This window comes from Kordia aestuariivivens, assembly GCF_014397005.1.
Taxonomy (GTDB): Bacteria; Bacteroidota; Bacteroidia; order Flavobacteriales; family Flavobacteriaceae; genus Kordia; species Kordia aestuariivivens.
Map to the genome: position 1 here is coordinate 17,005 of NZ_JACGWS010000014.1, position 25,069 is coordinate 42,073.

Below are 25,069 nucleotides of genomic sequence, written 5' to 3' on the forward strand. Positions count from 1 at the left end.
TATTTTACACCTTTGAATGTAACGCAATTCTATTTCCTTCGGGGTCGATAAAAACAGCCATATAACCTATTTCGGGAGAAATTTGTGTTTTCCCTTGAACTATCGTTCCGCCAACTTCTGGTATAATTGCTAATTCTGTATCAACATCTTCAGAAGCAAAATATACTAAGACACCATTTGTTTTACTTGGGACATATGATTCATGTTCTACTAACGCGCCTGTACAACTTTCTGAAGCTGGTTTTGGGGGAAACCATCCGTACAATAATCCTCCTAAATCTTGAACTTTAATAGAAACTTTAAAAACAGTTTCGTAAAATTTTTGTGCGCGATTTATGTCAATCACTGGAATTTCAAACCAGTTTACCATATTATTTTATGTTACGTTTACTACTTAAAGATAGCTTTTTTTTTAAAACAAAAAATTCATTCTAAATTAGAATCGAAAATAAAATACAATTGCTGTTACAAATTTTTTACTAATTTTAAATTTCCAAAATAAACAATCTCATGAAATACGAAGCTAATTCTGTTGACGAATATATTGCACAACTTCCAGAAGATCGAAAAGAAGTAATAGCCAAAATTAGAAGTATTCTTCAAGAAAATTTACCCAAAGGTTTTTCAGAAACAATTGGCTACAACATGCCATCTTTTGTAGTTTCACATGATACCTATCCAAACGGTTATCATTGCGATCCGAAACTTCCATTGCCTTTTATTAGTTTTGCTTCGCAGAAGAATTTTGTAGCGTTGTATCACATGGGAATTTATGCAAATCCTGAATTGTTAGCTTGGTTTACAACCGAATATCCTAAACATTCTAAACGCAAGCTAGATATGGGGAAAAGCTGTATTCGTTTTAAAAAAATGGACGATATTCCGTATGTCTTACTCACGGAATTGGCAACAAAAATGACACCTCAAGATTGGATTGATTTGTATGAAGCAAATGTGATAAAGAAGTAGTTTTGGTTACTTCCGAGCAATTTTAGTGTTGTTATCAAAATTAATAGCAAATGAATTCATTCTAACTTTGCAATAATTTATAGGTATAGAAATCAATAAATAGTAAAGATTTTACTTTCAAAAATACAGTTTATCTGATATTTAATTCTGAATAACTAATTGTTCAAAACATACAATCTAAAATTCTATTTTATTTTATTTTTTTACTTCTTTTGAGTAACTAATAAAATAATTAGCTTAGTTTATGACCTATTTAAGTAAAAAAGATCGCATCATTACTTGGATTATAATTATCCCTTCAGTTATAACTTCTTTAGTTGCCTTAGCTTATATTGCTGAATTTCTATTCACTTTATAAGTATTCATGCACTTCAGAAAAGGAGTAACATATTGGTGATCTTCATCAAGAATGTAATTCGCGGTAGCGTTTTATGATATCATCAATACTTTTGATTGTTTTTTTGCACCAATCAAACCGTTTTTCTAAAATTTCATTTTCAGTCAATTGCCAAGCAATGTCAGAGTTTCGCAATAAATTCGTCACATGCTGAATAGTGATAGCGGCAGAAACAGAAATATTAAGGCTTTCAGTAAAACCTACCATTGGAATTTTTAAAAATTCGTCTGCTTGCGCTAATACTTCTTCGCTTAAACCTTCTGTTTCTTTTCCGAAAAAGAAAGCTGCTTTTTGCGTTACATCAAACTCATGTAAGTATTGAGAATCTGTATGCGGTGTTGTCGCTATAATACGATATCCTTGCTGTTTTAGCGTATCAATACAGGTTTGTGTATTACTATATCGCTGAATATCAACCCATTTTTGTGCGCCCATCGCAATTTCCCGATCCATCTTTTTCCCCAATTGCGCTTCCACTACATGCACATCTTGCACGCCAAAAACGTCACAACTACGCAATACTGCGCTTGTATTATGGAGTTGATATACATCTTCCACAGCAACTGTAAAATGGCGTGTACGCGACGCTAACACTTTGGTAAACAGACCTCTCCTTCGTTCCGTAAGATACCCTTCAAGATGTTCTAGTAATTCTTTGTCGATCATATTGCAAAACTATCATAAAAACAGATTCGAGCAAAATAGTAACCACAATTATAAAATCGATATAATTTGGTTATTTTTGTTTTCCTAAAACATATTAAATGAAATATATTTTCACTTTGCTCCTATGCTGTTTTTCTACAATCATATTTGCACAAAATTTTGCTGTAAACGATTCTATTAACGATGCTACAGTTATTGTATTTGGAGAACAACTTCAAGATTCTTTTTATGAAAAAGAAACCACGTTTTTTATAAATAATTTTGACAAAGATGGTTTTACTAAAAAAGTGGTATTAAGTCTAGAAGAAACAAATAAGAGTCAGAAAATAAAGAAGTTTAACTCATCATTCAAAGATGGTTTTTTTAAAGGATTTGAGGCGTTTCCATTGAAAATTATCGAAAGCATGGAAAAAGACAATTCGTATGATATTGTCAACTATTATTACAACGATAGTGAACAAAAATATCATTTGCTATTTCGTATGTTTTCAGATGAAGAAGGATTAAATTATCATGATTATCAATTAAATTATGTAAATGAAAAGTTTCTTATTGAAGATTTATACATCTATTCTACGGGCGAATATTTGAGTGAAACCTTACGCCAGCTATATCTTATGGCAATTCCAAAACAGTATATTGATGATATTGATATAAAAAGAAATCGAATTGCCAATATTCTCTTTATTCTTCAATACAAAAAATTACTAGAAAAGCAAGAGTATAAAAAAGCATTTGATTTGTTGAATAATTTAGAAGGCGACATTAAAAATCAGAAGATCTATTATACACTGAAAATTCAAGTTGCTTCCGAGATTAATGATGTTTATTATATGGAAGCTATTGATGAATTGTTGAAAAAATTTCCTGATGATCCTTCTACACAACTCATGGCAGTAGACTATCATGTGATGTTGAAAGATTACAATGCTACAATGGGCGCTTTAAATGCATTACAAGAAGCTACCGAAGATGATTTTATAGAATATGTAAAAGGAAATATGGCGTGGGAATTTGAAGATTATGAAGGTGCCGAAAAAGCATATACGTATATCATGAACGAATATCCAAACTATGAAATGGCAAAAATAAGTTTGCTGTATTTGTATGATTTTTTAGAGAAACATGAAGATAATATTCTATTGCTCAATAAAATGATTGATAGTGAAGAATATACCAAACAAGATTTGGTAGATTTCATCGATGATAAAGAAAATGAATTTGAACATTTACCAAACGCTCCAATTTATAAGAAATGGAAAGAAAAAAAATAGTTATTCTTACCGGCGCAGGAATTAGCGCAGAAAGCGGAATTAAAACGTTTCGTGATGCAGATGGCTTGTGGGAAGGACATGATATTATGGAAGTTGCATCGCCTAATGGTTTTGAGGAAAATCCGGTGTTGGTATTGGACTTTTACAATCAAAGAAGAAAACAATTGAAAGAAGTTACTCCAAATGAAGGCCATAAAGCATTGGTTTCTTTGGAAGAACAATACGATGTTACAGTAATTACGCAAAATGTAGACAATTTGCATGAACGCGCAGGAAGTTCTAATATTGTGCATTTGCATGGCGAATTGTCAAAAGTGAGAAGTACTAAATCACCGTATAAAGTTTATGAGTGTACGGAAGATATTGTGTTAGGCGATTTGTGTGAACATGGCGCACAATTGCGTCCACATATTGTTTGGTTTGGCGAAGAAGTTCCAATGATTGAAACGGCTGTTGCAAAATGTATACAGGCAGAAATTTTAATTATTATCGGAACATCTATGCAAGTATATCCTGCCGCAAGCTTGATAGATTACGTACCAAAAAACACTCGTATTTACTTTATAGATCCAAAACCTGCTGTTCCACAAAAATCATATCAAAATTTGACAGTGATTGCTGAAAACGCTTCGGTTGGTGTGCCTAAAGTGGTTAGGGAATTATTGAATTAATTTGAAAATTGTATTCCGAGTACTTCTCGATATAAAATTTCATCATTTCATTTTAATGAACTGATGAAATTTCACTCAAAGTAACGCTCATATTATTTTTTAGCAATGAGAAATTGACACATTATCAAATTTTCAAATTAAAAAATTACTGCGGTTTTTGCTGTCCTAATGCCATAATTGCACGTGCATTTTTTACCCAATCAGCAATTTCTTGTACTTGTGTTTCGGTTAGTTTTGCATCACTATGTGTCCATAAATACGAACCAATTGGCATGTGCCCTTTTTCAATTTCTTCAATAACCTCTTCGAGTTTATGATCTTTTCGTTTCCAAGAATACGTACTCCATTCTGAAAAATTTAACTCGTCTTTTCCGTGTTTCACATGGTTAGCCATCCAATACGAAACTGGTTCTATGTTATTATACCAAGGATAGCGCGTATTGCTTGAGTGACAATCATAGCAAGCAACCTTCAAGGTAGCTTGTACTGAAGCTGGCGGATTGGTTTCTGTTAAAAATGGTTGCAAGTCTGCAATATCACCTTCATTTTTTTCGGGCCCAAAAAATTGTAAAATTACCAATACAATTAATGCCAAAACTGCGATCTTTTTAACTATCTTCATGTCGTTGTTTTTATTTGGTCTAAAAATATAAAAAGTATGACGTTTGAACAACTCTATTCGGAGCTAAATTATGTTAATCATTCTCGCGAGAAGCGAAAATATTATGCTGATATTGTTTTAAACAATCTTAGTTTATTGCCAACACTCCTAAAAGTGGTATTTACTATAGACGATAAAATTTCAGCTAGAGCCGCTTGGTTATTTGAGTTTGTCGCTAGAGAAAACTTAGATGCAATACTTCCCTATTTAGATACCTATCTTGAAAAGATGCACACCGTACATTTAGATCCTGCAGTACGACCAATGGCGAAAGTTGCCGAATATTTGATTGAAGCATATTACCATAAAGAACCTAATCAAACTCAAGAAAAGTTAACCAAAAAACAGCGCGAAAAAATTACAGAAGCTTGTTTTGATTGGATGATAAGCGATCAAAAAGTAGCTGTAAAAGCCTATTCTATGCGTTCTTTGTATTTATTAGGAAAAGAATTTGATTGGATTCATGAAGAATTATTGATCATTTTAGAGCGCGATTACACTTCGCAAAGTGCTGCTTTTAAAGCAAGAGGGCGCGAACTCATCAAGAGAATTAAAAAAGCTAAAAAGTAAAAAATATTGAATTAAAAGCAATGGAACAAGTATATTTGTATGCTTAAACAACAACACAACTACAATGACCCTTACTACGCTCAACGCAATTTCCCCTATTGACGGAAGATATCGTAACAAAACCATCACTTTAGCTAATTATTTTAGTGAAGAATCACTTATAAAATATCGTGTTTTAGTCGAGATTGAATATTTTATCGCTTTATGCAATATTCCTTTACCACAATTAGAAACTTTTGATGCTTCTTTGTTTGACGATTTGCGCAGTATTTATGAAAATTTTTCATCAGAAGACGCGCAAGCCATTAAAGAGATTGAAAAAGTAACCAATCATGATGTAAAAGCTGTTGAGTATTTCATCAAACAAGAATTTGACAAATTAGGGATTTCAAAATATAAAGAGTTTATCCACTTCGGATTAACGTCACAAGATATCAACAATACTGCCATTCCGCTTTCTATTAAAGAAGCTTTACAAGAAGTATATCTTCCTGAATTGGTTAGCGTATTAGAAAAATTGAAAGAATTGGCAACCGAATGGGCTGCTATTCCAATGTTGGCAAGAACGCACGGACAACCTGCTTCACCAACGCGTTTAGGAAAAGAAATTGAAGTATTTATTACACGTGTGGAAGCACAAGTTGAATCGATTTCAGGAATTCCGCATGCAGCGAAATTTGGTGGTGCCACAGGAAACTTTAACGCACACAAAGTTGCGTATCCAGCAATTGACTGGAAAGCCTTTGGAAATGATTTTGTAGAGCGTATTTTAGGATTGCACCATTCATTCCCAACAACACAAATAGAACATTACGATCATCTTGCTGGAATTTTTGATGGATTGAAACGTATCAATACTATTTTAATTGATTTAGATAGAGATTTCTGGACGTATATTTCTATGGATTACTTCAAACAAAAAATCAAAGCGGGCGAAGTTGGCTCATCTGCCATGCCACATAAAGTAAATCCTATTGATTTTGAAAACAGCGAAGGGAATTTAGGGATTGCAAATGCGATCTTTACACATTTGTCTGCAAAGTTGCCAATTTCGCGTTTACAGCGTGATTTAACAGACTCTACGGTGTTACGTAATGTTGGTGTTCCTTTTGGACATACTGTCATTGGATTTCAGTCTACTTTAAAAGGATTGACCAAGTTATTATTGAATGAAAAGAAGTTTGCAGAAGACCTAGAAAACAATTGGGCAGTTGTTGCAGAAGCCATTCAAACGATTTTAAGAAGGGAAAGTTACCCAAATCCGTATGAAGCACTGAAAGGATTGACAAGAACTAACGAAAAGATAAATGAAGCGTCAATTGCCGAATTTATTGACACTTTAACGATTTCAGACACTATAAAATCTGAATTAAAAAGCATAAATCCAAATAATTATACAGGAATTTAACATTTAATGACAATTAGCGTGTTTTTTTTATTAATTTTGCAAAGCTAAAGAACTAACAAAATAAATCCCTGTGGATATCAAGCTAACACACTCGAAAGTAGACAAAAGTTTGGATGTTGCTGCGAATGTTGGACGGTTACAAATTAAAAAAGTAATCTACAACAAAGCATTCAAGTCTTTTATCAAGGACAAATACGGCTCTGGAATTCATTTCGGTAGTATGAACAACAACTTAGAAGAAATTCTCAAAAGGCTTTCGCTTGACGGGATAATGGAAGGTATTGTTAAATTACCTTTAATAGATGTAAATACTTTGTCAGTTGTCAATGATTTGCAAAATGAATTTGCAGATTTTGACATTTATGAAAGTTTTACCTGTACATTTTTAGCTAAAGATGGTATAAGTTCTGAGGAATTTATGAAAGGAATTGAAACGCTAAAGGAAAATTTCTTAGGTTCTTACAACAAAGAAGTACATTTAGAAATTACCCAGAAAGATTACGAAACTCGTTTGCTTACTAAGAAAAGAGAAATTAGAGAAATTAGCATTAGTATTATAATTGCTATTATTGCGCTGATTTTAATATACTTTTTCTCTAATAGGTTATTTTAAACGTAAATAATTATAAAAGATAAGGCTACATGTATGCAATATACATGTAGCCTTTTTTAGTTAAGTATTCTTTTTTTAGTTTGTAATAAAACTTGTCAGTGCTCCAAGGTTAAAATCTCCTTGTGAAGAATTGCCCACCATTTTATACAATTCCATAAATTTATTCATGGTCATGTCGTTACCGCTGACTCTTGCGACCGCAAAGCCCATTTCTTTATTTGATAAGAAAATAATAATCTCATCCATAGCATTTTCTTCACCTGAATATTTGATGATTCCTTTGCTTCCAAAATTCATAAGCTCTTCGTACTTTTTCTGCTTCAAGATGGTTTTCACTCTTGTATTTTGGAGTTCAAAATCATCTTTCTTTTCTTGATCGTATTTGTATATCAATACATTTACACGATCAACAGCATCATACGCTATTTGTTGTTCTGGAGTTAACTTTAAGTTTGCAGGTTTTATAAGACTTTTTGGAATACTACTCGATGAGAAACCTACTTTTTCAGCATTTTCTAATATATAGTTTTGCAAGCTGTTTTTATCTGAACAACTGCTTATTCCAATGGTTATAAAAACCAGTACTAAAATTGATTTTATAGTTTTCATGTGTTTTTTGATTGTTGATGATGAATGATGAATTCTTTGATACTATAAAAAAGTACGTCAATAGAGGAAACTATTGACGTACTTGAAACATATACGATGTTAGTTCTTTTTCTTTTTCGCGTCTTTTAAATGTTCTCCACCTGGGATATCCATTTTGCTTGTTAATTTAGAAATTTGATTTAAGTCAATATCTCCTGTTAACGATACAACAACCGTATTGATTTCTGTTTCGCTAATTTTAACTTTATCTTCAATTCCAGTGATGAACATTAATAGTTCTTTAACCTGTGTATCACTGCTTCCCGATTTTACGTAAAACATCATACGTGAACCACCTTCTCTTACTTCCATTAACTCTTCCAAGTCGTTTGAACGTCTTCCAACCCATTTTTGAAGGTCTGCTGAAATTTTAACATTGCTAGTTGCAATTGTTTTAAAACTCGTAATACTATTTACCATTTTCAAAAATTCTTTTGCTTCTGGATCATCAGAATCGATGCCCATAGAAGCAAGCATTTTAAACATTCTTGGTTTGATAGAAACATAAGCAACTTCTTCGTTGTCTGCATATTTCTCAAAAATATTTTGTCCGAATGTAACTAATGGCAACGCCATTAAGAATACTAATACTATTATCTTTCTCATGTTTTAATTGTTTTCTGTTATAAAAATTTTGTTTGTTGTTTCTGTAAATTGATTTAAATGATTGATGTGACTAGCTCCATTATTAAAATTTTTGGAGACCATTGTCATTGTTGTTTTGAAATCTTCAAAAGCTTCACTAGCTAGTCGTTGTTCATTCCATTCATTAAAAAATAATCCTGTTGTGAGTAAAAATACCGCGGCAACTGAAATCCATTTTAAATAGTTTTTTCTAGGTTTTAATGGAACATTGCGTGTTGATTGTTCTCCTCTTAAATTAGCGAAGTGTTGAAACATTGGTTGGTATTCTTGCAAATGCGGCGCCACATTGTCTTGCGAAAAATACAACTGTAACGTTTGTTCTTCTTGAACCGTTGTTGTTGCTTCAAAATACTTCTCTAATAAATTTTCTATGTTAGCTAATTCCATAGTTGTGTTTTTTTATAAGTTCTTGTCTTATGTATTTTCTTGCTCTTGATAATGCTACGCGTATTGCGGTTGGGTTCATGTCTACTACTTTTGCAATTTCTTCAAAATCATATTGCTCTATATCTCTGAGTTGAATAATGATTTTTTGTTGCGATGGTAGTTCATCCATAATTTGATGCACAAAACTGACACTATCTTTTAATTCTACTTCTTTTTGTAAAGATGTATTTTCGTCTTTATAATTACTATGTACTAATTTTAAATTGCTGGCTTGTTTAGATTTTAATTTGTCTAAACAATAATTTTTAGTCATTGTCATTGCAAAAGCTTCTACATTACTATACGTACCGATCTTTGTTTTCTTAGACCATAATTTCAACAATACTTCCTGAGTTGCGTCTTCAGCTTCTTCATTAGAAACTAATAATCGCTTCGCAAGTCTGTATAACTTGTCTTTAAAAGGCATTACCATCTGTAAAAAATCTGCCTGTTTCATTTCTATGGTTACTTAATTTCGGTTAGTTATAAGGAAGACGAGCGAGTTAATAATTTGTTACAAATAATTTTTATTTTACAATAATGTCGCTATTTTTAGTGTTTATAAAGTAAACCCTAAGTAAGATACTGCTATGATAAAGAAAATTATGAATATAAAAAAATTGCTCTTCCTATTTGTTGCTGCTTCTGTAATCACCATAAGCTGTACAGATCAGGATGATAATCTGTTTAGTGTACCTGCAAGTATAGAAGTGCAGGACTTCGTTTGGAAAGGACTAAATTTATGGTATTTTTGGCAAGGTGAAGTTCCTGATTTAGCTGATAGTAAGCTAGATGATAGTGAAAATTACATCTCTTTTTTAAATAGTTTCCCAAATCCTGGTGATTTATTTGAACATTTACGTGATCCTGATGATCGTTTTAGTGTGATTGTAGACAACTACGATGTATTGCAAAATTCGCAACAAGGAACTTCAGAATCAAATGGTGTTGATATTAGTTATATCTTTTTAAATAGTGGAAGCTCTGAAGTAATTGGCTATGTACGTTATATTGTACCAAACTCAGATGCAGACGGAAAAGATATTCGCCGTGGCGATATTGTATATGCTGTAAATGGACAAAGTTTATTCTATAATTCTGATACAGACAACAATTTAGATTTATTAGATCCAACAAACTATACATTCAATTTAGCGGACTTAACAGTAACTAGCGGAGTTCGTTCTATTACACCTAACGGAAGAAATATTGATTTGACAAAAACGAATATTACTGAAAATCCTATTTTGATCGCTTCAACAATTGATGTTGGCGCAAAAAAGGTTGGATATATTGTGTACAATCAATTTATTTCAAACTTTGATTCACAATTAAATGATGTTTTTGCTGATTTTCAAGGGCAAGGTGTTACCGACTTAGTATTAGATTTCCGTTACAATCCAGGAGGATTTGTAAGTTCTGCCATCAATATAGGAAGTATGGTAACAGGACAGTTTGAAGGTCTATTGTTTACACGATTTAGATATAATGATAAAATTCAGCCACAGCTAACTGACGAACAAGAAAATCGTTATTTCACTGGCACATTAAGTTCTGGCGCGGCAATTAATGGTTTAAACTTAACGAAAGTATATGTATTAACAACTTCAAGTACTGCTTCTGCAAGCGAATTAGTGATCAATTCACTAGAACCGTATATTGATGTGATCCAAGTAGGAACAACTTCGAGAGGGAAAAATGAAGCTTCGGTTTCTTTATATGATTCACCTTCTTGGACATTTGGCGATTCACAATTAAATTCAAATCATAAATGGGCAATGCAACCGTTAATTTCTCGCTTAGAAAATAGCGCAGGTTTTTCAAACTATACAGAAGGATTAGTACCTGATATTGTAATTTCAGAAGATTTGACAAATTTAGGAATCTTAGGTGATGAAACGGAACCTTTATTAGCTGCTGCTTTGGCAAATATTGCTGCGGCTGGAAGACCGTTAAACTTCAATACAACTAGAGTTGTACCAATTGATTTCATTACAGACACAAAATTGCGTAGAATTACTGGAGATCGTATGTATATCGATTTAAAAGTTGGTGACAGCGATGATGCTTTACAAAACCATAAATTGATTATTAAGTAATATTGATTTTGAACATTTAAAAAAACTATTCTCGATACACTTTTTTATCAAAAATCACTCGAATTGACGCTTTTCTAAATACACAGCATAATCAATAAATGACATAAAAAAACGCTTCTAAATTACTTTTAGAAGCGTTTTTTGTATCGTTAATATTTGACTTTATCCTACTTTCTGAATGGTTACAATTGCACCAGTTGCATCTCTATCTGCTAAGGTAGAATCGCTATGTGTTACATCATCAAAAGCAAATGCATAATCATCTTTATCAATAGCATTCGCATGTATAATTTTAGCATATACATTATAACAATCTAAAATATCTCCATTTTTTAATTTCATGGTATTTGTATAAAAATGACCTTTATACGAAATCCAATTCTTTTTTTGTTTTGTTGTCGAAGGCATTAAGAATAAAACATCATCTGTAATCTTTGGATGCGCTAAAAGTCCAACATTAAATGCAGCGCCTAAATTTTTAGCAGGCACAGATTGTGGTGTTTTATTTGGTGCTGCAAACAGGTCTGCACAACCAAAAATACTACCTTTTATTTCGTTACTTCCATTTGGCTTTTCAAAAGAAATATCTGGCAATGCTCTTCCATTGGCGTCTTTTCCTGAAAACACAAATTCTCCGCTTTTCTTCACAACACCATTAAAAATAACACCTTGATAGCCAGGATTAAATTCTGCAATTTCAGACATATCAACTGCAATCGATTTATTTTTCCCTTCTGCATAATATTCCCAAACCGCATCTACATACGTTTGAAATGAACTTGCATCAAAATTATTGTTAATTACATTTGGAAGATCAACCAATGCCTTATTTGGTGCTATAATTCGAATGATTCCTTTATTATTTGGATTTTGTATAATTGTTTTCCAGTTTCCAGTAAGTCCACCAGTAAACGATTTAAAAACTTCTTGTCTGCCTTTCTTAAATCCTTTTGGACCATTGGTGGTACCGTTGGGAAGTGTTTCTTGTAACTGTAAAGGAACACATAAAAAATCTACATTCGTAATATCTATATACGGAAAACCATCTTTGGGTAAAAACGAAATTTCAAATTTATCATACACAACGTCAAAACTTGGATCTGAAGGATTTCCAATATTTGGTGGCGAAATTCTGTTTGCAAATGCCAATGCTTTTCCAAAAGAAAGATATACTATACCCGAATCTATATTGGGCATATTGATCACGTTTTTAGAAAAGTCACTCAATTTAGTAGCAACAGAAGTATCACTCCACACTTTTTTTGTTGGATTATAAAATTGTTGTACTTTATTTCCAGCTTTAGCTGCATTGATTCCTTTGATCGTAATATATACTTCTTCTTTTGATCCTGAATTATTTACAATTGTAATTGGAAATGGATTTGGACTACTCATGCTAGTATGGTTTATAAGTTAGGAGTCACAAGATACTCTAACTTTCCCAAGTGCAATAGCGTATTTTTACGTAATTGATCAAACAAAAAAGCCACTCTTTTGCGGAGTGGCTTTAATCGACTTGTACTAGTATTAAATAAACTTATAGGTTTAAAGAGAATCCAATACGAACGTTAGTTCCTCTTGTAGTAAATCCTATAATCTCTGTATATTCCTCGTTGAATATATTTGAAACGGTTAAAAATCCACTTAAACGCTTGCTAAATGTATGATTTACATTCGCGCCAAGTAAGCTGAATGATTCTAAAGTTGCATCTTGAAATGTTGAAAAGTCTGTGTCTAAACGCTCAGAAGTAAACTGATACGAAATACCTGCATTTGTTTTTGGTGTAAACGCATACGCAACATTCAAATTTGCTTTGTGCTTCGGAATCCGCAATACTTTTACATCTTTCTTTTCTGTGAAAGTATAATTTGCGTTCACTGTTAAGTTTTTAATTGGCGTTGCTGCAACTTCAAATTCAAAACCGTTTACAGTAAATTCAGCTCCTATATTTTGATATTCTCCAGCAAACGTTACAAAATCAGTCACGACATAATCGATGAAATTTTCTTCTGTTCTGTTGAAATAAACGGCACTTACACGTAATTTATCAGAGAACTTCACTTCTACTCCACCTTCTAATGTTGTGTTTTCTTCTGGTGATAAATTTGGATTTGCTCCAAAATTTCCAAATAATTGCGATAAAGAAGGTGCAATAAATGATGTACTATACGAAGCAAATGCTTTTGCATATCCTTTTCCGAATGGCATACGATATGATGGATTCAAGTTGTATGTAAAATGTGTTCCGTATTCGCTGTGGTTGTTTAAACGCCCACCAGCATTTACATTCAATCCAACATCAGAAACATAAACTACATTTAAGTATGGATCTACAATTGAAGACGATTGCTCTTCTAAAAACAACGTTTGGTTGTCAATATAATTTAAACCGACAACAGTATAAAACTTATTACTGAAGTTGTATTTATTAAAAACATCCAACGCAATTGTTTCACCTTCAAACGTAGATGGAAAGTTTGATTTAAACTCTCTATCAATCTTTGTATAAGCAGCATTTAAAGTTACGCTACCATTTTTATACGTATACTTTGGTGCAATTCCAAATCGATATTGTTCGCTTTCACTTGTAAAATCAGCATCTGCTATTGGAAAGGAACTATCAAAATCACTTTTGAATTTATCCATATTTCCAAAAACACTTGCTTCAAAAGCATCAGAAAATTTATATCCAATACGCACATTTGTGTTGATACGAGAAAAACGATCGCTTTCTTCACCAATTACAGCCGACAATCCATCTGTATTTTGATGACCAAAACCAACAACATAACTGATTCCATCCACAGTTCCGTCAATACGAACACTATTTGAAAAATCGTTTACATTATAATCTGAATCGTCTTGTGATTGATTCGTCCCAAAAGAACTGTTTACACGCAAAGCAATGGTGTCTTCGGAAGCTTTTTTGGTTGTAATGCTAATCACTGCGGTTGCTGCGCCACTTCCGTAGAGTGTACTCGAAGCACCTTTTACAATCTCAATCGATTCTATTTGATCCAACGCAATCAAACGTAAATCAAAATCATTTGCAATAGAAGAAGGATCATTTACCTGAATTCCATCAATCAAAATTAATACTTGACGGTTGTTTCCACCACGTACAAAATAACTCAAGTTTTGTCCTGCGTTACTTCTACTTCCTAAAATTTCAATACCACTTTTGGTGTTGATGACTTCGGCAACGGTTTTACCTTGATTTTTTTTAATTTCTTCGCTAGAAATTGAAATCACTGTTTTTCCAGAGTTTTCACGTTTTAATGCATGACGTGAATCTGAGATGACAACTTCATCAAGTTGTTCATTTTTGTCTTGTTCTTGCGCAAATACACTTGTACACGCCAATAACAAAGCACTAACAGATAGTACTGTTTTTTTCATTTTTTTTCGTTTTATGGGAATAAAGTATGGGTTTCCATACGCAAACTCTTATCCCGAAAGTTTGACATTAATTGCGAAATGTGGCAGGTCTCCTGACTTGCAATTTGTTATATACCTTCCCGAATACTCAGTGGTCATGTAGTTATAACAACTCATCTTTGAAATGAGGTACTGAAAAAAGCTTTCAGCACATGCTTACAGTTGCGGGAACAGTCCAAGAATGGAAGCATGTTGCCTCTTCACTTGATTCCCTTTTAATTCAAACATACTAACGTAGGTTCGAAACCAAAATTCGGCGCAAAAATAAACATTCTTTAGAATGTATCTACTAAAAGATGAAATAATATTACTTTTGAAAAAAATTAGCAAAACCATTCATGCCACAATTCAAATCTATTTATTGCCTTTTAATTATACTTTGTGCTTTCACTTTCTCGTGTAAAACGGAAAAAAAGGAAGCAAAAGAAACAACGAATCCGTTTCCAGTTACAACTGAAAATACAGTAAGTACAATTGCGAATGCAAAAGGTTTTACGATTGAAAAATTAGGCGACATTACACTTATTAAAGTGCTTTCGCCTTGGCCAGATGCTGATAAAAACTATACGTATGCGCTGATTCCGCGAGAAAAAGCAGCTACAATTACACTTGATCGTGATGCGTATGATGCCATCGTTTTAACGCCTGTTGAACGTATTGTAGTTACTTCAACCACACACATTCCAATGTTGGAAATGCTTGGCGTAGAAAGTACGTTGGTAGGTTTTCCTGATACTAATTATATTTCTTCTGAAAAGACAAGAGCTTTGATTGATGCTGAAAAAGTGAAAGATCTTGGGCAGAACGATCAAATTAATATTGAATTACTAATTGATTTACAACCAGAATTAGTCATTGGTTTTTCGATCAACAATACAAATCCTACGTATAAAACCATTCAAAAAGCAAACATTCCAGTGGTTTATAATGGCGATTGGACAGAAGCAACTCCAATTGGAAGAGCTGAATGGATTCGATTTTTCGCGCCTTTCTTTCATAAAGAAGCCAAAGCGACCGAAGTTTTCAATACGATTAAACAAAATTATAACGAAGCCAAAAAACTAGCGCAACAAGCAACTACAAAACCAACCGTTTTAAGTGGCGCGATGTATAAAGATATTTGGTATTTACCTGCGGGCGATAGTTTTCAGGCACAATTTTTAAAAGATGCAAACGCTGATTATCTTTGGAAGGATTCCGAAGGAACTGGAAGTTTGTCGTTAAGTATTGAAAGCGTGTTGGATAAAGCTGCAGATGCCGAAATTTGGATTGGACCCGGACGTTTTAAAACCTACGAAGACCTAAAAAAAGCGAGTGAATTATATGCGAAATTTGATCCTTTCAAGCATAAAAAAGTATTTACTATTGGAAATACAATTGGCGAAACTGGTGGAACTATCTATTACGAATTAGCGCCAACACGACCTGATATTGTATTGAAAGACCTCATCAAAGCAATTCATCCAGATTTATTACCAACGTATGAACCTTACTTTTTTAAACCTGTAAACTAATTGGCTAATCAACCCACATATCGACTCACGTTTATAGTGCTTAGTGTATTGCTAATCGGTTGTTTTCTGATGAATATTAGTCTAGGTTCAGTATCAATTCCGTTGAAAGGAATTTTTGCTGCATTTACAGGTGGCGAAATTGATAAAGAAACGTGGCGCATTACCATTTTAGACATTCGCTTACCAAAAGCAATTGCAGCGATGTTGGTTGGTTTTGGCTTGTCGTTAAGTGGTTTGTTGATGCAAACGCTATTTAGAAATCCACTTTCTGGACCTTTTGTTTTAGGATTGAGTTCGGGCGCAAGTTTAGGTGTTGCTTTATTAATTATGGGTGCATCTGCATTTGGCGGTTTTTTTGCATCCCTTTTATTATCGAGTTATAGTTTGGTCATTGCGGCAAGTATTGGAAGTTTCTTGGTATTACTTACGGTAATGGCGGTTTCGTATCGCGTAAAAGACACCATGTCGATATTGATCATCGGATTGATGTTTGGAAGCATTACAGGCGCTATTGTAAGCGTTCTGACGTACTTTAGTGATGCTGAAGAGTTGAAACAGTTTATGATGTGGACATTGGGTTCGTTAGGAAATTTAGATTGGCAGGAATTGAGTATTCTTAGCTTTTTAGTATTTCTCGGAATCGGATTGAGCGTTTGGGCTATAAAATCATTGAATGCGTTTCTTTTAGGCGAAAATTACGCACGTAGTTTAGGAATTGATATTAAGACATCACGTATTGTCATTATTATAGCGACTAGTTTGATGGCAGGAAGTTGCACCGCTTTTGTAGGTCCGATAGCTTTTGTTGGATTGGCAGTTCCGCATATTACACGTTTGTTTTTTAATACTACGAATCATAAAATTTTAGTGCCCAGTGTTTGTTTGATTGGTGCAATTTTGATGTTAATTTGCGATAGTATTGCGCAAGTTCCGTTTAGTGAAATGACGTTACCAATTAATGCCATTACGTCAATTATTGGCGCGCCCGTAGTGATTTGGTTGTTGGTTCGTAAACGGAAGATGATTTTTTAATACTAGATCGCTTCACTCTTAGAATCGCTATCGCTTTTGGTATTTTGGTATCGCTACGCTGTTAGACTTCTTGGATTGTTAGACTTTTAACTCATAACACACAACTCATAACTGACAACTCAAAAATAAAAAATGTAATTTAGCATTCACAAAATAATTCCTATCAAAACAACAACTACATATCCTGTTTTACGCGTTTCGCAATTGAGCATTGGTTATCAAGAGAAAGGTAACACGAAAGTGATTGCAGAAGCGATTGATTTTAAAGTTTCAAGAGGAAAATTAGTTGCGTTGGTTGGAGCAAACGGAATTGGAAAGTCTACATTATTGCGAACATTGGCAAAGATTCAACAACCAATTTCTGGAGAGATTTTATTGCAGAATAAAGCACTTCACGCCTATTCTAATGGTGATTTGGCAAAAGAGATTAGTTTGGTATTAACCGAACAATTACCTTCTAAAAATTTGACGGTTATTGAGTTGATCGCGCTCGGTCGTCAACCGTATACCAATTGGATTGGAAACCTTTCGAAGAACGATCACGCGATTGTGGAAAGTGCCTTAGAGAAGACAAATTTACTCGAATTTAAAGATAGAAAGTGTTATACACTTAGTGACGGACAGTTGCAAAAAGTAATGATTGCACGTGCGTTGGCGCAAGATACGTCCATGATTATTCTGGATGAACCGACAACACATTTAGACATGTATCACAAAGCATACGTGTTGAATCTTCTGAAAAGATTAGCGCACGATACACAAAAAACGATGTTGTTTTCTACCCATGAAATCGATTTGGCGATTCAGTTGTGTGATGAAATGATTGTGATGAATGATGGCAAGGTATTTTCTGGAACACCCTGCGAATTGATTAGTCAAGGTGTTTTTGAAGCTTTATTTCCAAACGATCTCATTACTTTTGATGCAACTTCGGGAAGTTTTAAAGTGAAGAATACATAAACTTTTAGGTTTTACCTAAAAAGAAAAAACGCCTTATCAAGCGATAAGACGTTTTATTCTAAACTAACCAACCATGTAATACGACTCTTTTACTTCAAGTAACCAGCTCTGTGTAACGTCATCATCATACTACATAAACTATATTTCAACTTCCGTGCCAAAACGGAATCTTTTTTCTTAAATTCTACAAGGTTTTTGTTAAAATTATAGCTGATTTTTAAAGAGAAAAAACACCTTGCAAGCGCAAGGTGTTTTTTTTACTAACTAACCAACCAAAATGTAATACGACTCTTTTACTTCAAGTAACCAGCTCTGTGTAATGTCATCATCGTGTTACATTAAACTATATGTCAATTTCCGTGCCAAAACGATTTTGAAATAGAAAAATAGTTGTTTTTATTTTGAGCAGCGACCAACTAATGCTAGTTGTTCCTTAAAGATTCTTACCAAAAAATATCAACGACATTTTTTAAAGAAGAAATTACTGTGTTTAATTTTCATATTGAACTCACGCTAAATAATATCAGCTTTTTGTTAAGAATGAAAAGTAGTTTCTCAGTAAAAAGCTTCATAAAACAAAAAGGTCGGAAGAAAAACTCTCCCGACCTAGAATTAGCCGCAATTTGTGTTTTTAGTTGTTGTTCTAATTTGGGCAATAATATGAATCGCAACCTCCAAATCTAGAATCACACCAATTTACTTTGGTATCATTACAACCTGGTTTATTCTGTGTTAATGGCACTTCTACTGGCTTACACGATAAATAACCAGAAACTGCTCCTCCTTTTAATACTTCGTGTAAATTACTAATGGTTTTTCTAGTAAGTGTCAATGATTTTAAATTCTTTTTTTTCATAATGTTTATATTTTTAGTTAATAATTGATATTTCAAATGTATATGCTACAAAGAAATAATTCATTGATTTTGTAGCGTTTGTGCTGGTTTACCCTATAAATAGTGACGGTCAAAAAATGGCGTGTGACGAAATAGAAGGTTTTAGGGATGAAATTATTTTTTTAAAAAATTAAATTGTTCAGTTCGGCTGTATACGAATTACTCACTGGCAATTTTTCATCATTTATAATGACTTCCTTGCTGTTTTTTTCGGCTACTTTGTCTATTCGGATAATGTATGAACGGTGAATTCTTAAGTACTCTAAAGGATCTGGTGTACGATTTATAAATTCTCCTATTTTAGTCCGCACGATGTAATTTTTACTTTCTGTTATTATTTCGATGTAGTTTCCAGAAGATTTCACATAGAGTATTGTATTCGCTTTGATTCTAATTTCTTTGCCAGCATCTTTGAATGAAAAGTACTTTTCTTTGCGCTTGATCTTTTTTATGAGTAATCGCAATAATTCTCTAATGATATGTCTGTTGTACGACAATATTCTATATTTAAAAAAAACATATATGAGTAGCAACGCAGATAGTATTCCTGAAATTACAAACCAAGCTTGTTTCCAAAATGGTGCTTTTATAGAAATAGGAATTTCTATAAATTGTAAATTTTCAGCTTTTTCGGAAGTAGTTGCGGCAACTTTTAGTGTATAATCGCCATAAGGTAACGCTGGATACGGTATTTGACGGTTTTTTGTAAAATACCATTTATCATCCAATCCTTCGAGCTTGTATTTATAGAGTAATTCGCCCGATTCTTTAAAAGAAATGCCTTCTACCAAAAATTCTACTCTGTTTTCTTTATGAGAAAGATTTTCTAGTTTTTCCATACAAACGCGAACGTCATTTACATAAGACGCTTTGATTTGAAGATGATAGGAATTTGTTTCTTCTTTTTTATCAAATACACTTTTCGGAGCGTATATCAATCCTTTTTGTGAAGCAATCCAAACCGTATCATTAATCACTTCCACATCACTTATTCCGTCATTTAGCGAACCACCAGAGCTTTTTAATCCTGTAATTTTATAACTGCCGTCTGCCAAAAATTTTATTTTATTCAATCCAGAATTTGTACAAACCCACAGTTCGTTTTTATTTTCAATATACAGTTCATTGATAATATCGCTCGACAATCCGTCTTGCTTTGTAATCGTACTAATTTCGGCTGTATCCGCGTTATAAATAATAATTCCAGCACCTAAGGTTCCAAAATAAATTTCATCTTTTCTTTCATTAAAATCAACATCATCTATTCTATTTTTAAATATTGGAGCCAATGTATCTAAAGAAGTTATTTCATCATTTTTTAAAATATAAGCTCCGGAAGGTGTTCCTAAATAAATTTCGCCATTTCTAATACAAGCATCATGAATTCTCATGGCAGTGTTAACACTTTTCACCGAATCGTTTTTAATAGCTGCCAAGTGTTTTAGTTGCGATATAATAATGCCCTCTTTTGTAGGCTCAGATAGTTTTAATGAGTAAAATTTACACAAGGAATCTCTAATTTCTTCTTTGTTATTCTGTTTATTTTTCTTGTAAAATGTTGCGCCAGAATACACATATAATTCGTTGTGAAGACTATCAAATTCTACAAAAGCTTTTTCATAACTTTTAGAGCTATATTCAACATACGATTTTTTAGTTCTAGTAAGTACTCTTTCTACATCTCCGTTATCATACCCAATATATAGTTCATTTGCTGAATTTTTTGTCAATGAATTTATGGGAGCATTAATCAGGTTTTTAAAAACTCTTATTTTAGGATCTTTGCTATAAAAAACTCCTGAATTTAATGTTGAAAACCAATAACCACCTTCGTTATCAATTAAAAAATCTGTAACGGATTTATTTGCTAAAAACCTTTCTACTATATTTCCTTTGAGATCTACAATGGCTGCACCTCCAAAATGATACCCTACAAAAAAATGAGTTGCATCAATTACTTTTAACATAATTGGCATTTTTGAATCATCAAGCTTTGCTATTACTTCTCCTTTAGCATTCGCTACAAACACACTATTCTTGTAGCTGTAAACAACATGATTTCTATCTGGTAAGACAATCGGGTAATTATTAGTATCAAATATTGTTTGAAATTCTAAGGAATTAGGAGTAATCTTTCTACTTTCATTTGCGTAATAAGCAAAATAAAAATCATTTTCACCTAACACTAAATAAACTACTGGAGACTCTTTATCCTTATTCGCTTCGGGTGTTTCTAAAACGTTTCCTTCTTTAGAAATAACTAATTTACCAATGGTTTTATCACTACTAAGATGTAAATTATCTTGATCGTCAATATATAAACTGGTAATGTGTTGGATATCTTGAAACTGTTGTTCATGTTCAAGGATGTGATTATAACTATAAGAGATGAATCCATTAAAATTTTCATTAAAATAGAATAACTTACTATCTAATGTTGCACAATAGATATCGCCATTTTTTTGTGGATAAAAATCTAAAACAACATTATTCAACACGCCATCTTGAACGCCATATTTTTTGAATTCATATCCATTGTAACTTGCCAAACCTCTATCGGTTGCATACCAAATAACTCCGTTACTCGCTTGGTACATATCGTACACTTGCAAACTAGGAAGTCCATCATTAATTCCAAATTCTTTAAATATAGTATTCTGAGAAACTAAAAATTGGCTGCATAACAGCAAAGCAAAAAGAACAGTTTTTTGAATCATTACAGGAGTGATTTTTTAAAAATTATAATACTCAACTAAAAGAGTACTATTGGTGGTTTATAAAAAACTGGGGGCTTCTAATTACTCAGATGCAAATTGCGACGAGAAAATAGAAGGATTTGTTTTTCATACTAAATGTTAATGTTACATCAAACCTAAAGTAAAAAGTAGGGAGAACAAACAGTTATAGCTGATGTTTTATAAAAGATCATTACAGATAATCATTAAAAAAATACTGATAATCAAACAGTTATAAAATTCATAAAGAACAAAAAACTTAAAATATCATATTTTTGAAAAACTAAAAGTTGACTGAATATCAACAACGGAAAAGAATGATTTTTGAATTATATAAAGGAATTGATTACTAAAAATCATCAAAATGTATTGCATAAAAAACACTTCACAAGCGTGAAGTGTTTTTTAAACTAACTAACCAACTAAAATGTAATGCGACTCTCTTTAATTCGAGTAACCAGCTCTGTCTAATGTCCTCACCGCGTTACAATTTATCATATCCAACTTCCGTGCCAAAAATAAATTTATATGTTTTTTTATTTGAATTTTAATTCAATACATTTAATGTTTAATACTTAAGTTATTGAAAACAATATTAGAAACCGAACGTTTGCGCTTGCGCGAATTCAAATTGAGTGATGCTGATTTTATATTGCAATTGGTAAACACACCATTGTGGATTCAATTTATTGGCAATAAAAATATTCGAACGCATGGAGTTGCTGAGGAATATATTCAAAACAATCTGCAAAAAAGTTATAAGAAAAATGGTTTTGGTTTGTGGTTGATGGAACTCAAAGAAACTTCCAAATCCATTGGCATGTGCGGTTTAGTCAACAGAGAATCACTCGACGATGTAGATATTGGTTTTGCCTTATTGCCAAGCTACGAACGGAATGGATATACGTTTGAAGCTGCAAAAGCAACACTCAACTATGCCAAAGAAACACTAAACATTGACAAGATTGTTGCCATTACCGATCCAAAAAATGTAGCTTCTATTGGATTGCTGAACAAAATTGGATTACAATTTGAAAAAGAAGTACACTTATCAGAAGATGATGTTGTATTATTGTTTTCCTAACAACTTTTATACATGATACAAATACTAAGAAACTAAACATGAAAAAAGAACTTTTATATCTCGCATGCGTTATACTCGGTATTATTCTTATTGATGGTTTACAATTTGGATTTGATATTTTTTCTGGAGATACAACTATTGATTTTAATGTACACGATACATACTTCGTGACTTCAACTGTATATGTAGCGGTATTTTCAATACTACTCTTGACCTCAGCTATCTATTTTGCGCGACTCGTATTTACTCGATTTAAAAATAAATTTGCCAACTACACATTCTTAGTTTGTAATGCATTATTGATTTTATCTCTAATTTTAATTTGCATATTTCTTGGAGATTTTAATGCATTAATTCGTGGAGATGTGAATGAGACAACAACTAGAGAATTTGCGACTTCTATGAATAAAGTCATAGCTAATCTTCTATATTCAGCCTACTTTGCCATCATTTTAGCTCTTTTTCTTGAAATTATCGTGATTTTTAAAACCCGAAGGTTACATCAGGATGCATCCACAATTTAAAAAAGGAATTCAAATCAGTTCCATAGTATATGGTCTTTGCTTTTGCATTTCATTTATTGTACTTGAACGTTGAGAATACGTAATTGTGAGGTATTAAAAAATCATAATTCAAAAATCTACAATCAATACAAAATACTATCTTTACGCAAAATCAAATTCATGTCAGAAATCGTTATCTATATAATCCTTATTGTGGTGTTTTTAGCCGTTGGTATTTTCTTAGGAATGTACATCGGAAATCTAAAAACGAAAGCAAAACAAGAAGGTTTGCACGAACGCAATCGCCAAATACAATCACAATTTGACGATTTGAAGGTATTGATGGATGCTGAAAATGTAAAACAAGACGAGGCGTTTCAACAGCAGTTGAATAGTATCAAAGAAAATTTATCCAAAACTGAGCAAGATCGCGAAGAAATTCGTCGAGAAAAAGATTTTTTAAATGTAGAACTCGCACGTAGAAATTCTGAATTTGAAAGTTTACAAAAACAAAACATAGAACGTGACGAAGCTTTAAAAACCCAGCAAGAACAACTTCGAAAAGATTTTGAGCTACTCGCGAATAAAATTCTAGAAGAAAAATCATCAAAATTTACAGAACAAAACAAAGAGAATATTAAAAATATTTTAACGCCACTGCAAGAGAAGATTCAACACTTTGAAAAGAAAGTGGAAGACAGTCAAAAGGAAAACATAAGTATTCATTCCGCTTTGCGCGAAAAACTATCGGAACTAAGCAAAGCCAACATTCAAATCAGTCAAGAAGCTGTCAATCTAACGAAAGCCTTAAAAGGTGACAGCAAAATGCAAGGAAATTGGGGCGAATTGGTCTTAGAACGTGTGTTAGAAAAAAGTGGTTTAGAGAAAGATCGTGAGTATGTAGTGCAACAAAATTTCTCGCGTGAAGATGGTTCGCGTGCATTACCGGATGTGATTATCAATTTGCCAAATAACAAAAAAATGGTCATTGATGCGAAAGTTTCATTAACGGCGTACGAACGATATGTAAATAGTGAAGATGAAGAACGCGAACTTAATCTAAAAGAACATTTAATCTCTATCAGGCGTCATGTAGATCAACTATCTGCGAAGAAATATGAAGATTTATACGAAATGGAAAGTCCCGATTTTGTATTGATGTTTGTTCCGATTGAACCAGCATTTGCGATTGCAATTAATGAAGATAATACTTTATACAACAAAGCTTTTGAGCAAAATATTGTCATTGTCACGCCAACAACATTACTCGCTACATTACGTACCATTGATACCATGTGGAACAACGAAAAGCAACAACGAAACGCAATAGAAATTGCACGACAAGCGGGTTCGTTGTATGATAAATTTGAAGGTTTCATGACAGACCTCATCGGAATTGGTAAAAAGATTGACGCGACAAAATCTGATTATTCTTCCGCGATGAACAAGCTCTTTGAAGGTCGTGGAAATATCATCACAAGCATTGAGAAGATAAAGAAAATGGGCGCGAAAGCTAAAAAGTCACTTCCTGATGCAATTATCAAACGTGCAGAAACTGAGAATTTACAATTAGATCAACAGCAAGAAGACGAAGAACCGAGACGACTTCTTTAGTATTCAGTCTCAGTTTTCAGTTTTAAAAACGTCTAACCTTCTAATAATCCAAGAAGCCTACTAATCGTCATTTCGAGTGATTTTTGAAATGAAATGAAGAAAATTGTATCTGGAAATAGTTGTTTCTCATTACTCAATACTAAGATCTCAATACTATAAAAAAACATCCGTTTTACTAACACATATTATCTAATTTACGTTTCCTTCGTTTTTTATTCTACAATTTCAGTGATAGCTTGCAGTAGT

General features: G+C 32.8%; 24 protein-coding genes and 1 riboswitch. Of the genes, 13 read left to right on the forward strand and 11 right to left on the reverse strand.

The window, feature by feature from the left end; genetic code table 11:
* Positions 1-4 precede the first annotated feature (4 nt).
* Complete coding sequence (locus tag H2O64_RS19255) at positions 5-370, reverse strand: VOC family protein (RefSeq protein ID WP_187563862.1); 366 nt, start codon at positions 368-370, stop codon at positions 5-7.
* A gap of 140 nt (positions 371-510) precedes the next feature.
* Here H2O64_RS19255 and H2O64_RS19260 point away from each other — a divergent pair, with 140 nt between their 5' ends.
* Positions 511-969, forward strand: coding sequence for a DUF1801 domain-containing protein (locus tag H2O64_RS19260; RefSeq protein WP_187563863.1), 459 nt, complete (start codon positions 511-513; stop codon positions 967-969).
* Between the two features lie 403 nt (positions 970-1,372).
* On the opposite strand, the gene H2O64_RS19265 is transcribed toward H2O64_RS19260, so the two are convergent.
* Positions 1,373-2,032, reverse strand: coding sequence for a TrmH family RNA methyltransferase (locus H2O64_RS19265; protein WP_187563864.1), 660 nt, complete (start codon positions 2,030-2,032; stop codon positions 1,373-1,375).
* 98 nt (positions 2,033-2,130) lie between these two features.
* Between H2O64_RS19265 and H2O64_RS19270 the strand changes: the two genes are divergently transcribed.
* Positions 2,131-3,306, forward strand: a complete 1,176-nt coding sequence (locus H2O64_RS19270) for a tetratricopeptide repeat protein (RefSeq protein ID WP_187563865.1) — start codon at positions 2,131-2,133, stop codon at positions 3,304-3,306.
* Positions 3,288-3,977: an SIR2 family NAD-dependent protein deacylase gene (locus H2O64_RS19275; protein WP_187563866.1), complete on the forward strand. Its 690-nt coding sequence runs from the start codon at positions 3,288-3,290 to the stop codon at positions 3,975-3,977. The genes H2O64_RS19270 and H2O64_RS19275 overlap by 19 nt, the downstream gene beginning before the upstream one ends.
* Before the next feature lie 145 nt (positions 3,978-4,122).
* Here the strand turns inward: H2O64_RS19275 and H2O64_RS19280 are convergent, their stop codons facing one another.
* Positions 4,123-4,599 (reverse strand): heme-binding domain-containing protein, encoded by a 477-nt coding sequence (locus tag H2O64_RS19280; protein WP_187563867.1) that lies wholly within the window; start codon positions 4,597-4,599, stop codon positions 4,123-4,125.
* Between the two features lie 36 nt (positions 4,600-4,635).
* Here H2O64_RS19280 and H2O64_RS19285 point away from each other — a divergent pair, with 36 nt between their 5' ends.
* The 3 genes from H2O64_RS19285 to H2O64_RS19295 all read left to right on the forward strand — a co-directional run bounded on the left by H2O64_RS19285 (position 4,636) and on the right by H2O64_RS19295 (position 7,229).
* A complete protein-coding gene (locus H2O64_RS19285; RefSeq protein ID WP_187563868.1) occupies positions 4,636-5,208 on the forward strand; it encodes an MmcQ/YjbR family DNA-binding protein in 573 nt (190 codons plus the stop codon).
* 64 nt (positions 5,209-5,272) lie between these two features.
* Positions 5,273-6,616 (forward strand): adenylosuccinate lyase, encoded by a 1,344-nt coding sequence (purB, locus tag H2O64_RS19290; RefSeq protein WP_187563869.1) that lies wholly within the window; start codon positions 5,273-5,275, stop codon positions 6,614-6,616.
* A 70-nt stretch (positions 6,617-6,686) separates the two neighbouring features.
* Positions 6,687-7,229, forward strand: coding sequence for a hypothetical protein (locus tag H2O64_RS19295; protein ID WP_187563870.1), 543 nt, complete (start codon positions 6,687-6,689; stop codon positions 7,227-7,229).
* Between the two features lie 75 nt (positions 7,230-7,304).
* Here the strand turns inward: H2O64_RS19295 and H2O64_RS19300 are convergent, their stop codons facing one another.
* The 4 genes from H2O64_RS19300 to H2O64_RS19315 form a co-directional block, all read right to left on the reverse strand.
* Positions 7,305-7,838 (reverse strand): DUF4252 domain-containing protein, encoded by a 534-nt coding sequence (locus tag H2O64_RS19300; RefSeq protein WP_187563871.1) that lies wholly within the window; start codon positions 7,836-7,838, stop codon positions 7,305-7,307.
* A gap of 99 nt (positions 7,839-7,937) precedes the next feature.
* Complete coding sequence (locus tag H2O64_RS19305; RefSeq protein WP_187563872.1) at positions 7,938-8,483, reverse strand: DUF4252 domain-containing protein; 546 nt, start codon at positions 8,481-8,483, stop codon at positions 7,938-7,940.
* A gap of 3 nt (positions 8,484-8,486) precedes the next feature.
* Positions 8,487-8,909 (reverse strand): hypothetical protein, encoded by a 423-nt coding sequence (locus H2O64_RS19310; RefSeq protein WP_187563873.1) that lies wholly within the window; start codon positions 8,907-8,909, stop codon positions 8,487-8,489.
* Positions 8,896-9,405 carry an RNA polymerase sigma factor gene (locus H2O64_RS19315; protein ID WP_187563874.1) on the reverse strand — a complete coding sequence of 170 codons (510 nt, stop codon included), beginning with the start codon at positions 9,403-9,405 and terminating at the stop codon, positions 8,896-8,898. The genes H2O64_RS19310 and H2O64_RS19315 overlap by 14 nt, the downstream gene beginning before the upstream one ends.
* A 148-nt stretch (positions 9,406-9,553) precedes the next feature.
* On the opposite strand from H2O64_RS19315, the gene H2O64_RS19320 reads away from it, so the two are divergent.
* Positions 9,554-11,047 carry a S41 family peptidase gene (locus H2O64_RS19320; RefSeq protein ID WP_187563875.1) on the forward strand — a complete coding sequence of 498 codons (1,494 nt, stop codon included), beginning with the start codon at positions 9,554-9,556 and terminating at the stop codon, positions 11,045-11,047.
* A gap of 162 nt (positions 11,048-11,209) precedes the next feature.
* Here the strand turns inward: H2O64_RS19320 and H2O64_RS19325 are convergent, their stop codons facing one another.
* Together H2O64_RS19325 and H2O64_RS19330 are read right to left on the reverse strand one after the other, a co-directional pair.
* The gene (locus H2O64_RS19325) at positions 11,210-12,442 is read right to left on the reverse strand and encodes a beta-1,3-glucanase family protein (RefSeq protein WP_187563876.1); all 1,233 of its coding nucleotides are present in this window, start codon (positions 12,440-12,442) and stop codon (positions 11,210-11,212) included.
* A gap of 142 nt (positions 12,443-12,584) precedes the next feature.
* Positions 12,585-14,447, reverse strand: a complete 1,863-nt coding sequence (locus H2O64_RS19330) for a TonB-dependent receptor plug domain-containing protein (RefSeq protein ID WP_187563877.1) — start codon at positions 14,445-14,447, stop codon at positions 12,585-12,587.
* A gap of 65 nt (positions 14,448-14,512) precedes the next feature.
* Positions 14,513-14,752, reverse strand: a riboswitch (cobalamin riboswitch).
* A gap of 72 nt (positions 14,753-14,824) precedes the next feature.
* On the opposite strand from H2O64_RS19330, the gene H2O64_RS19335 reads away from it, so the two are divergent.
* The 3 genes from H2O64_RS19335 (at position 14,825) to H2O64_RS19345 (ending at position 17,992) form a co-directional block, all read left to right on the forward strand.
* Positions 14,825-16,000 carry an ABC transporter substrate-binding protein gene (locus H2O64_RS19335; protein ID WP_187563878.1) on the forward strand — a complete coding sequence of 392 codons (1,176 nt, stop codon included), beginning with the start codon at positions 14,825-14,827 and terminating at the stop codon, positions 15,998-16,000.
* A complete protein-coding gene (locus H2O64_RS19340) occupies positions 16,001-17,032 on the forward strand; it encodes a FecCD family ABC transporter permease (RefSeq protein ID WP_187563879.1) in 1,032 nt (343 codons plus the stop codon). It begins immediately after the preceding gene.
* A 204-nt stretch (positions 17,033-17,236) separates the two neighbouring features.
* Positions 17,237-17,992, forward strand: a complete 756-nt coding sequence (locus H2O64_RS19345) for an ABC transporter ATP-binding protein (RefSeq protein ID WP_187563880.1) — start codon at positions 17,237-17,239, stop codon at positions 17,990-17,992.
* Between the two features lie 643 nt (positions 17,993-18,635).
* Here the strand turns inward: H2O64_RS19345 and H2O64_RS19350 are convergent.
* Positions 18,636-18,848: a hypothetical protein gene (locus H2O64_RS19350; RefSeq protein ID WP_187563881.1), complete on the reverse strand. Its 213-nt coding sequence runs from the start codon at positions 18,846-18,848 to the stop codon at positions 18,636-18,638.
* A 161-nt stretch (positions 18,849-19,009) separates the two neighbouring features.
* The gene (locus H2O64_RS19355; protein WP_187563882.1) at positions 19,010-21,604 is read right to left on the reverse strand and encodes a ligand-binding sensor domain-containing protein; all 2,595 of its coding nucleotides are present in this window, start codon (positions 21,602-21,604) and stop codon (positions 19,010-19,012) included.
* Positions 21,605-22,205: 601 nt separating this feature from the next.
* Here H2O64_RS19355 and H2O64_RS19360 point away from each other — a divergent pair.
* The 3 genes from H2O64_RS19360 (at position 22,206) to rmuC (ending at position 24,823) form a co-directional block, all read left to right on the forward strand.
* On the forward strand, positions 22,206-22,706 hold the full coding sequence (locus H2O64_RS19360) for a GNAT family N-acetyltransferase (protein WP_187563883.1): 501 nt from the start codon (positions 22,206-22,208) through the stop codon (positions 22,704-22,706).
* Positions 22,707-22,744: 38 nt separating this feature from the next.
* Positions 22,745-23,230 (forward strand): hypothetical protein, encoded by a 486-nt coding sequence (locus tag H2O64_RS19365; RefSeq protein ID WP_187563884.1) that lies wholly within the window; start codon positions 22,745-22,747, stop codon positions 23,228-23,230.
* A gap of 159 nt (positions 23,231-23,389) precedes the next feature.
* Entirely contained in the window at positions 23,390-24,823 is a 1,434-nt protein-coding gene (gene rmuC / locus H2O64_RS19370; protein ID WP_187563885.1) for a DNA recombination protein RmuC, read from the forward strand.
* Positions 24,824-25,069 lie beyond the last annotated feature (246 nt).

Coding starts and splice junctions, on each gene's coding strand:
- H2O64_RS19255 (WP_187563862.1), bottom strand. CDS start 370: ATGGTAAACTGGTTTGAAATTCCAGTGATTGACATAAATCGCGCACAA.
- H2O64_RS19260 (WP_187563863.1), top strand. CDS start 511: ATGAAATACGAAGCTAATTCTGTTGACGAATATATTGCACAACTTCCA.
- H2O64_RS19265 (WP_187563864.1), bottom strand. CDS start 2,032: ATGATCGACAAAGAATTACTAGAACATCTTGAAGGGTATCTTACGGAA.
- H2O64_RS19270 (WP_187563865.1), top strand. CDS start 2,131: ATGAAATATATTTTCACTTTGCTCCTATGCTGTTTTTCTACAATCATA.
- H2O64_RS19275 (WP_187563866.1), top strand. CDS start 3,288: ATGGAAAGAAAAAAAATAGTTATTCTTACCGGCGCAGGAATTAGCGCA.
- H2O64_RS19280 (WP_187563867.1), bottom strand. CDS start 4,599: ATGAAGATAGTTAAAAAGATCGCAGTTTTGGCATTAATTGTATTGGTA.
- H2O64_RS19285 (WP_187563868.1), top strand. CDS start 4,636: ATGACGTTTGAACAACTCTATTCGGAGCTAAATTATGTTAATCATTCT.
- purB (WP_187563869.1), top strand. CDS start 5,273: ATGACCCTTACTACGCTCAACGCAATTTCCCCTATTGACGGAAGATAT.
- H2O64_RS19300 (WP_187563871.1), bottom strand. CDS start 7,838: ATGAAAACTATAAAATCAATTTTAGTACTGGTTTTTATAACCATTGGA.
- H2O64_RS19305 (WP_187563872.1), bottom strand. CDS start 8,483: ATGAGAAAGATAATAGTATTAGTATTCTTAATGGCGTTGCCATTAGTT.
- H2O64_RS19310 (WP_187563873.1), bottom strand. CDS start 8,909: ATGGAATTAGCTAACATAGAAAATTTATTAGAGAAGTATTTTGAAGCA.
- H2O64_RS19315 (WP_187563874.1), bottom strand. CDS start 9,405: ATGAAACAGGCAGATTTTTTACAGATGGTAATGCCTTTTAAAGACAAG.
- H2O64_RS19320 (WP_187563875.1), top strand. CDS start 9,554: ATGAATATAAAAAAATTGCTCTTCCTATTTGTTGCTGCTTCTGTAATC.
- H2O64_RS19325 (WP_187563876.1), bottom strand. CDS start 12,442: ATGAGTAGTCCAAATCCATTTCCAATTACAATTGTAAATAATTCAGGA.
- H2O64_RS19330 (WP_187563877.1), bottom strand. CDS start 14,447: ATGAAAAAAACAGTACTATCTGTTAGTGCTTTGTTATTGGCGTGTACA.
- H2O64_RS19335 (WP_187563878.1), top strand. CDS start 14,825: ATGCCACAATTCAAATCTATTTATTGCCTTTTAATTATACTTTGTGCT.
- H2O64_RS19350 (WP_187563881.1), bottom strand. CDS start 18,848: ATGAAAAAAAAGAATTTAAAATCATTGACACTTACTAGAAAAACCATT.
- H2O64_RS19355 (WP_187563882.1), bottom strand. CDS start 21,604: ATGATTCAAAAAACTGTTCTTTTTGCTTTGCTGTTATGCAGCCAATTT.
- H2O64_RS19365 (WP_187563884.1), top strand. CDS start 22,745: ATGAAAAAAGAACTTTTATATCTCGCATGCGTTATACTCGGTATTATT.
- rmuC (WP_187563885.1), top strand. CDS start 23,390: ATGTCAGAAATCGTTATCTATATAATCCTTATTGTGGTGTTTTTAGCC.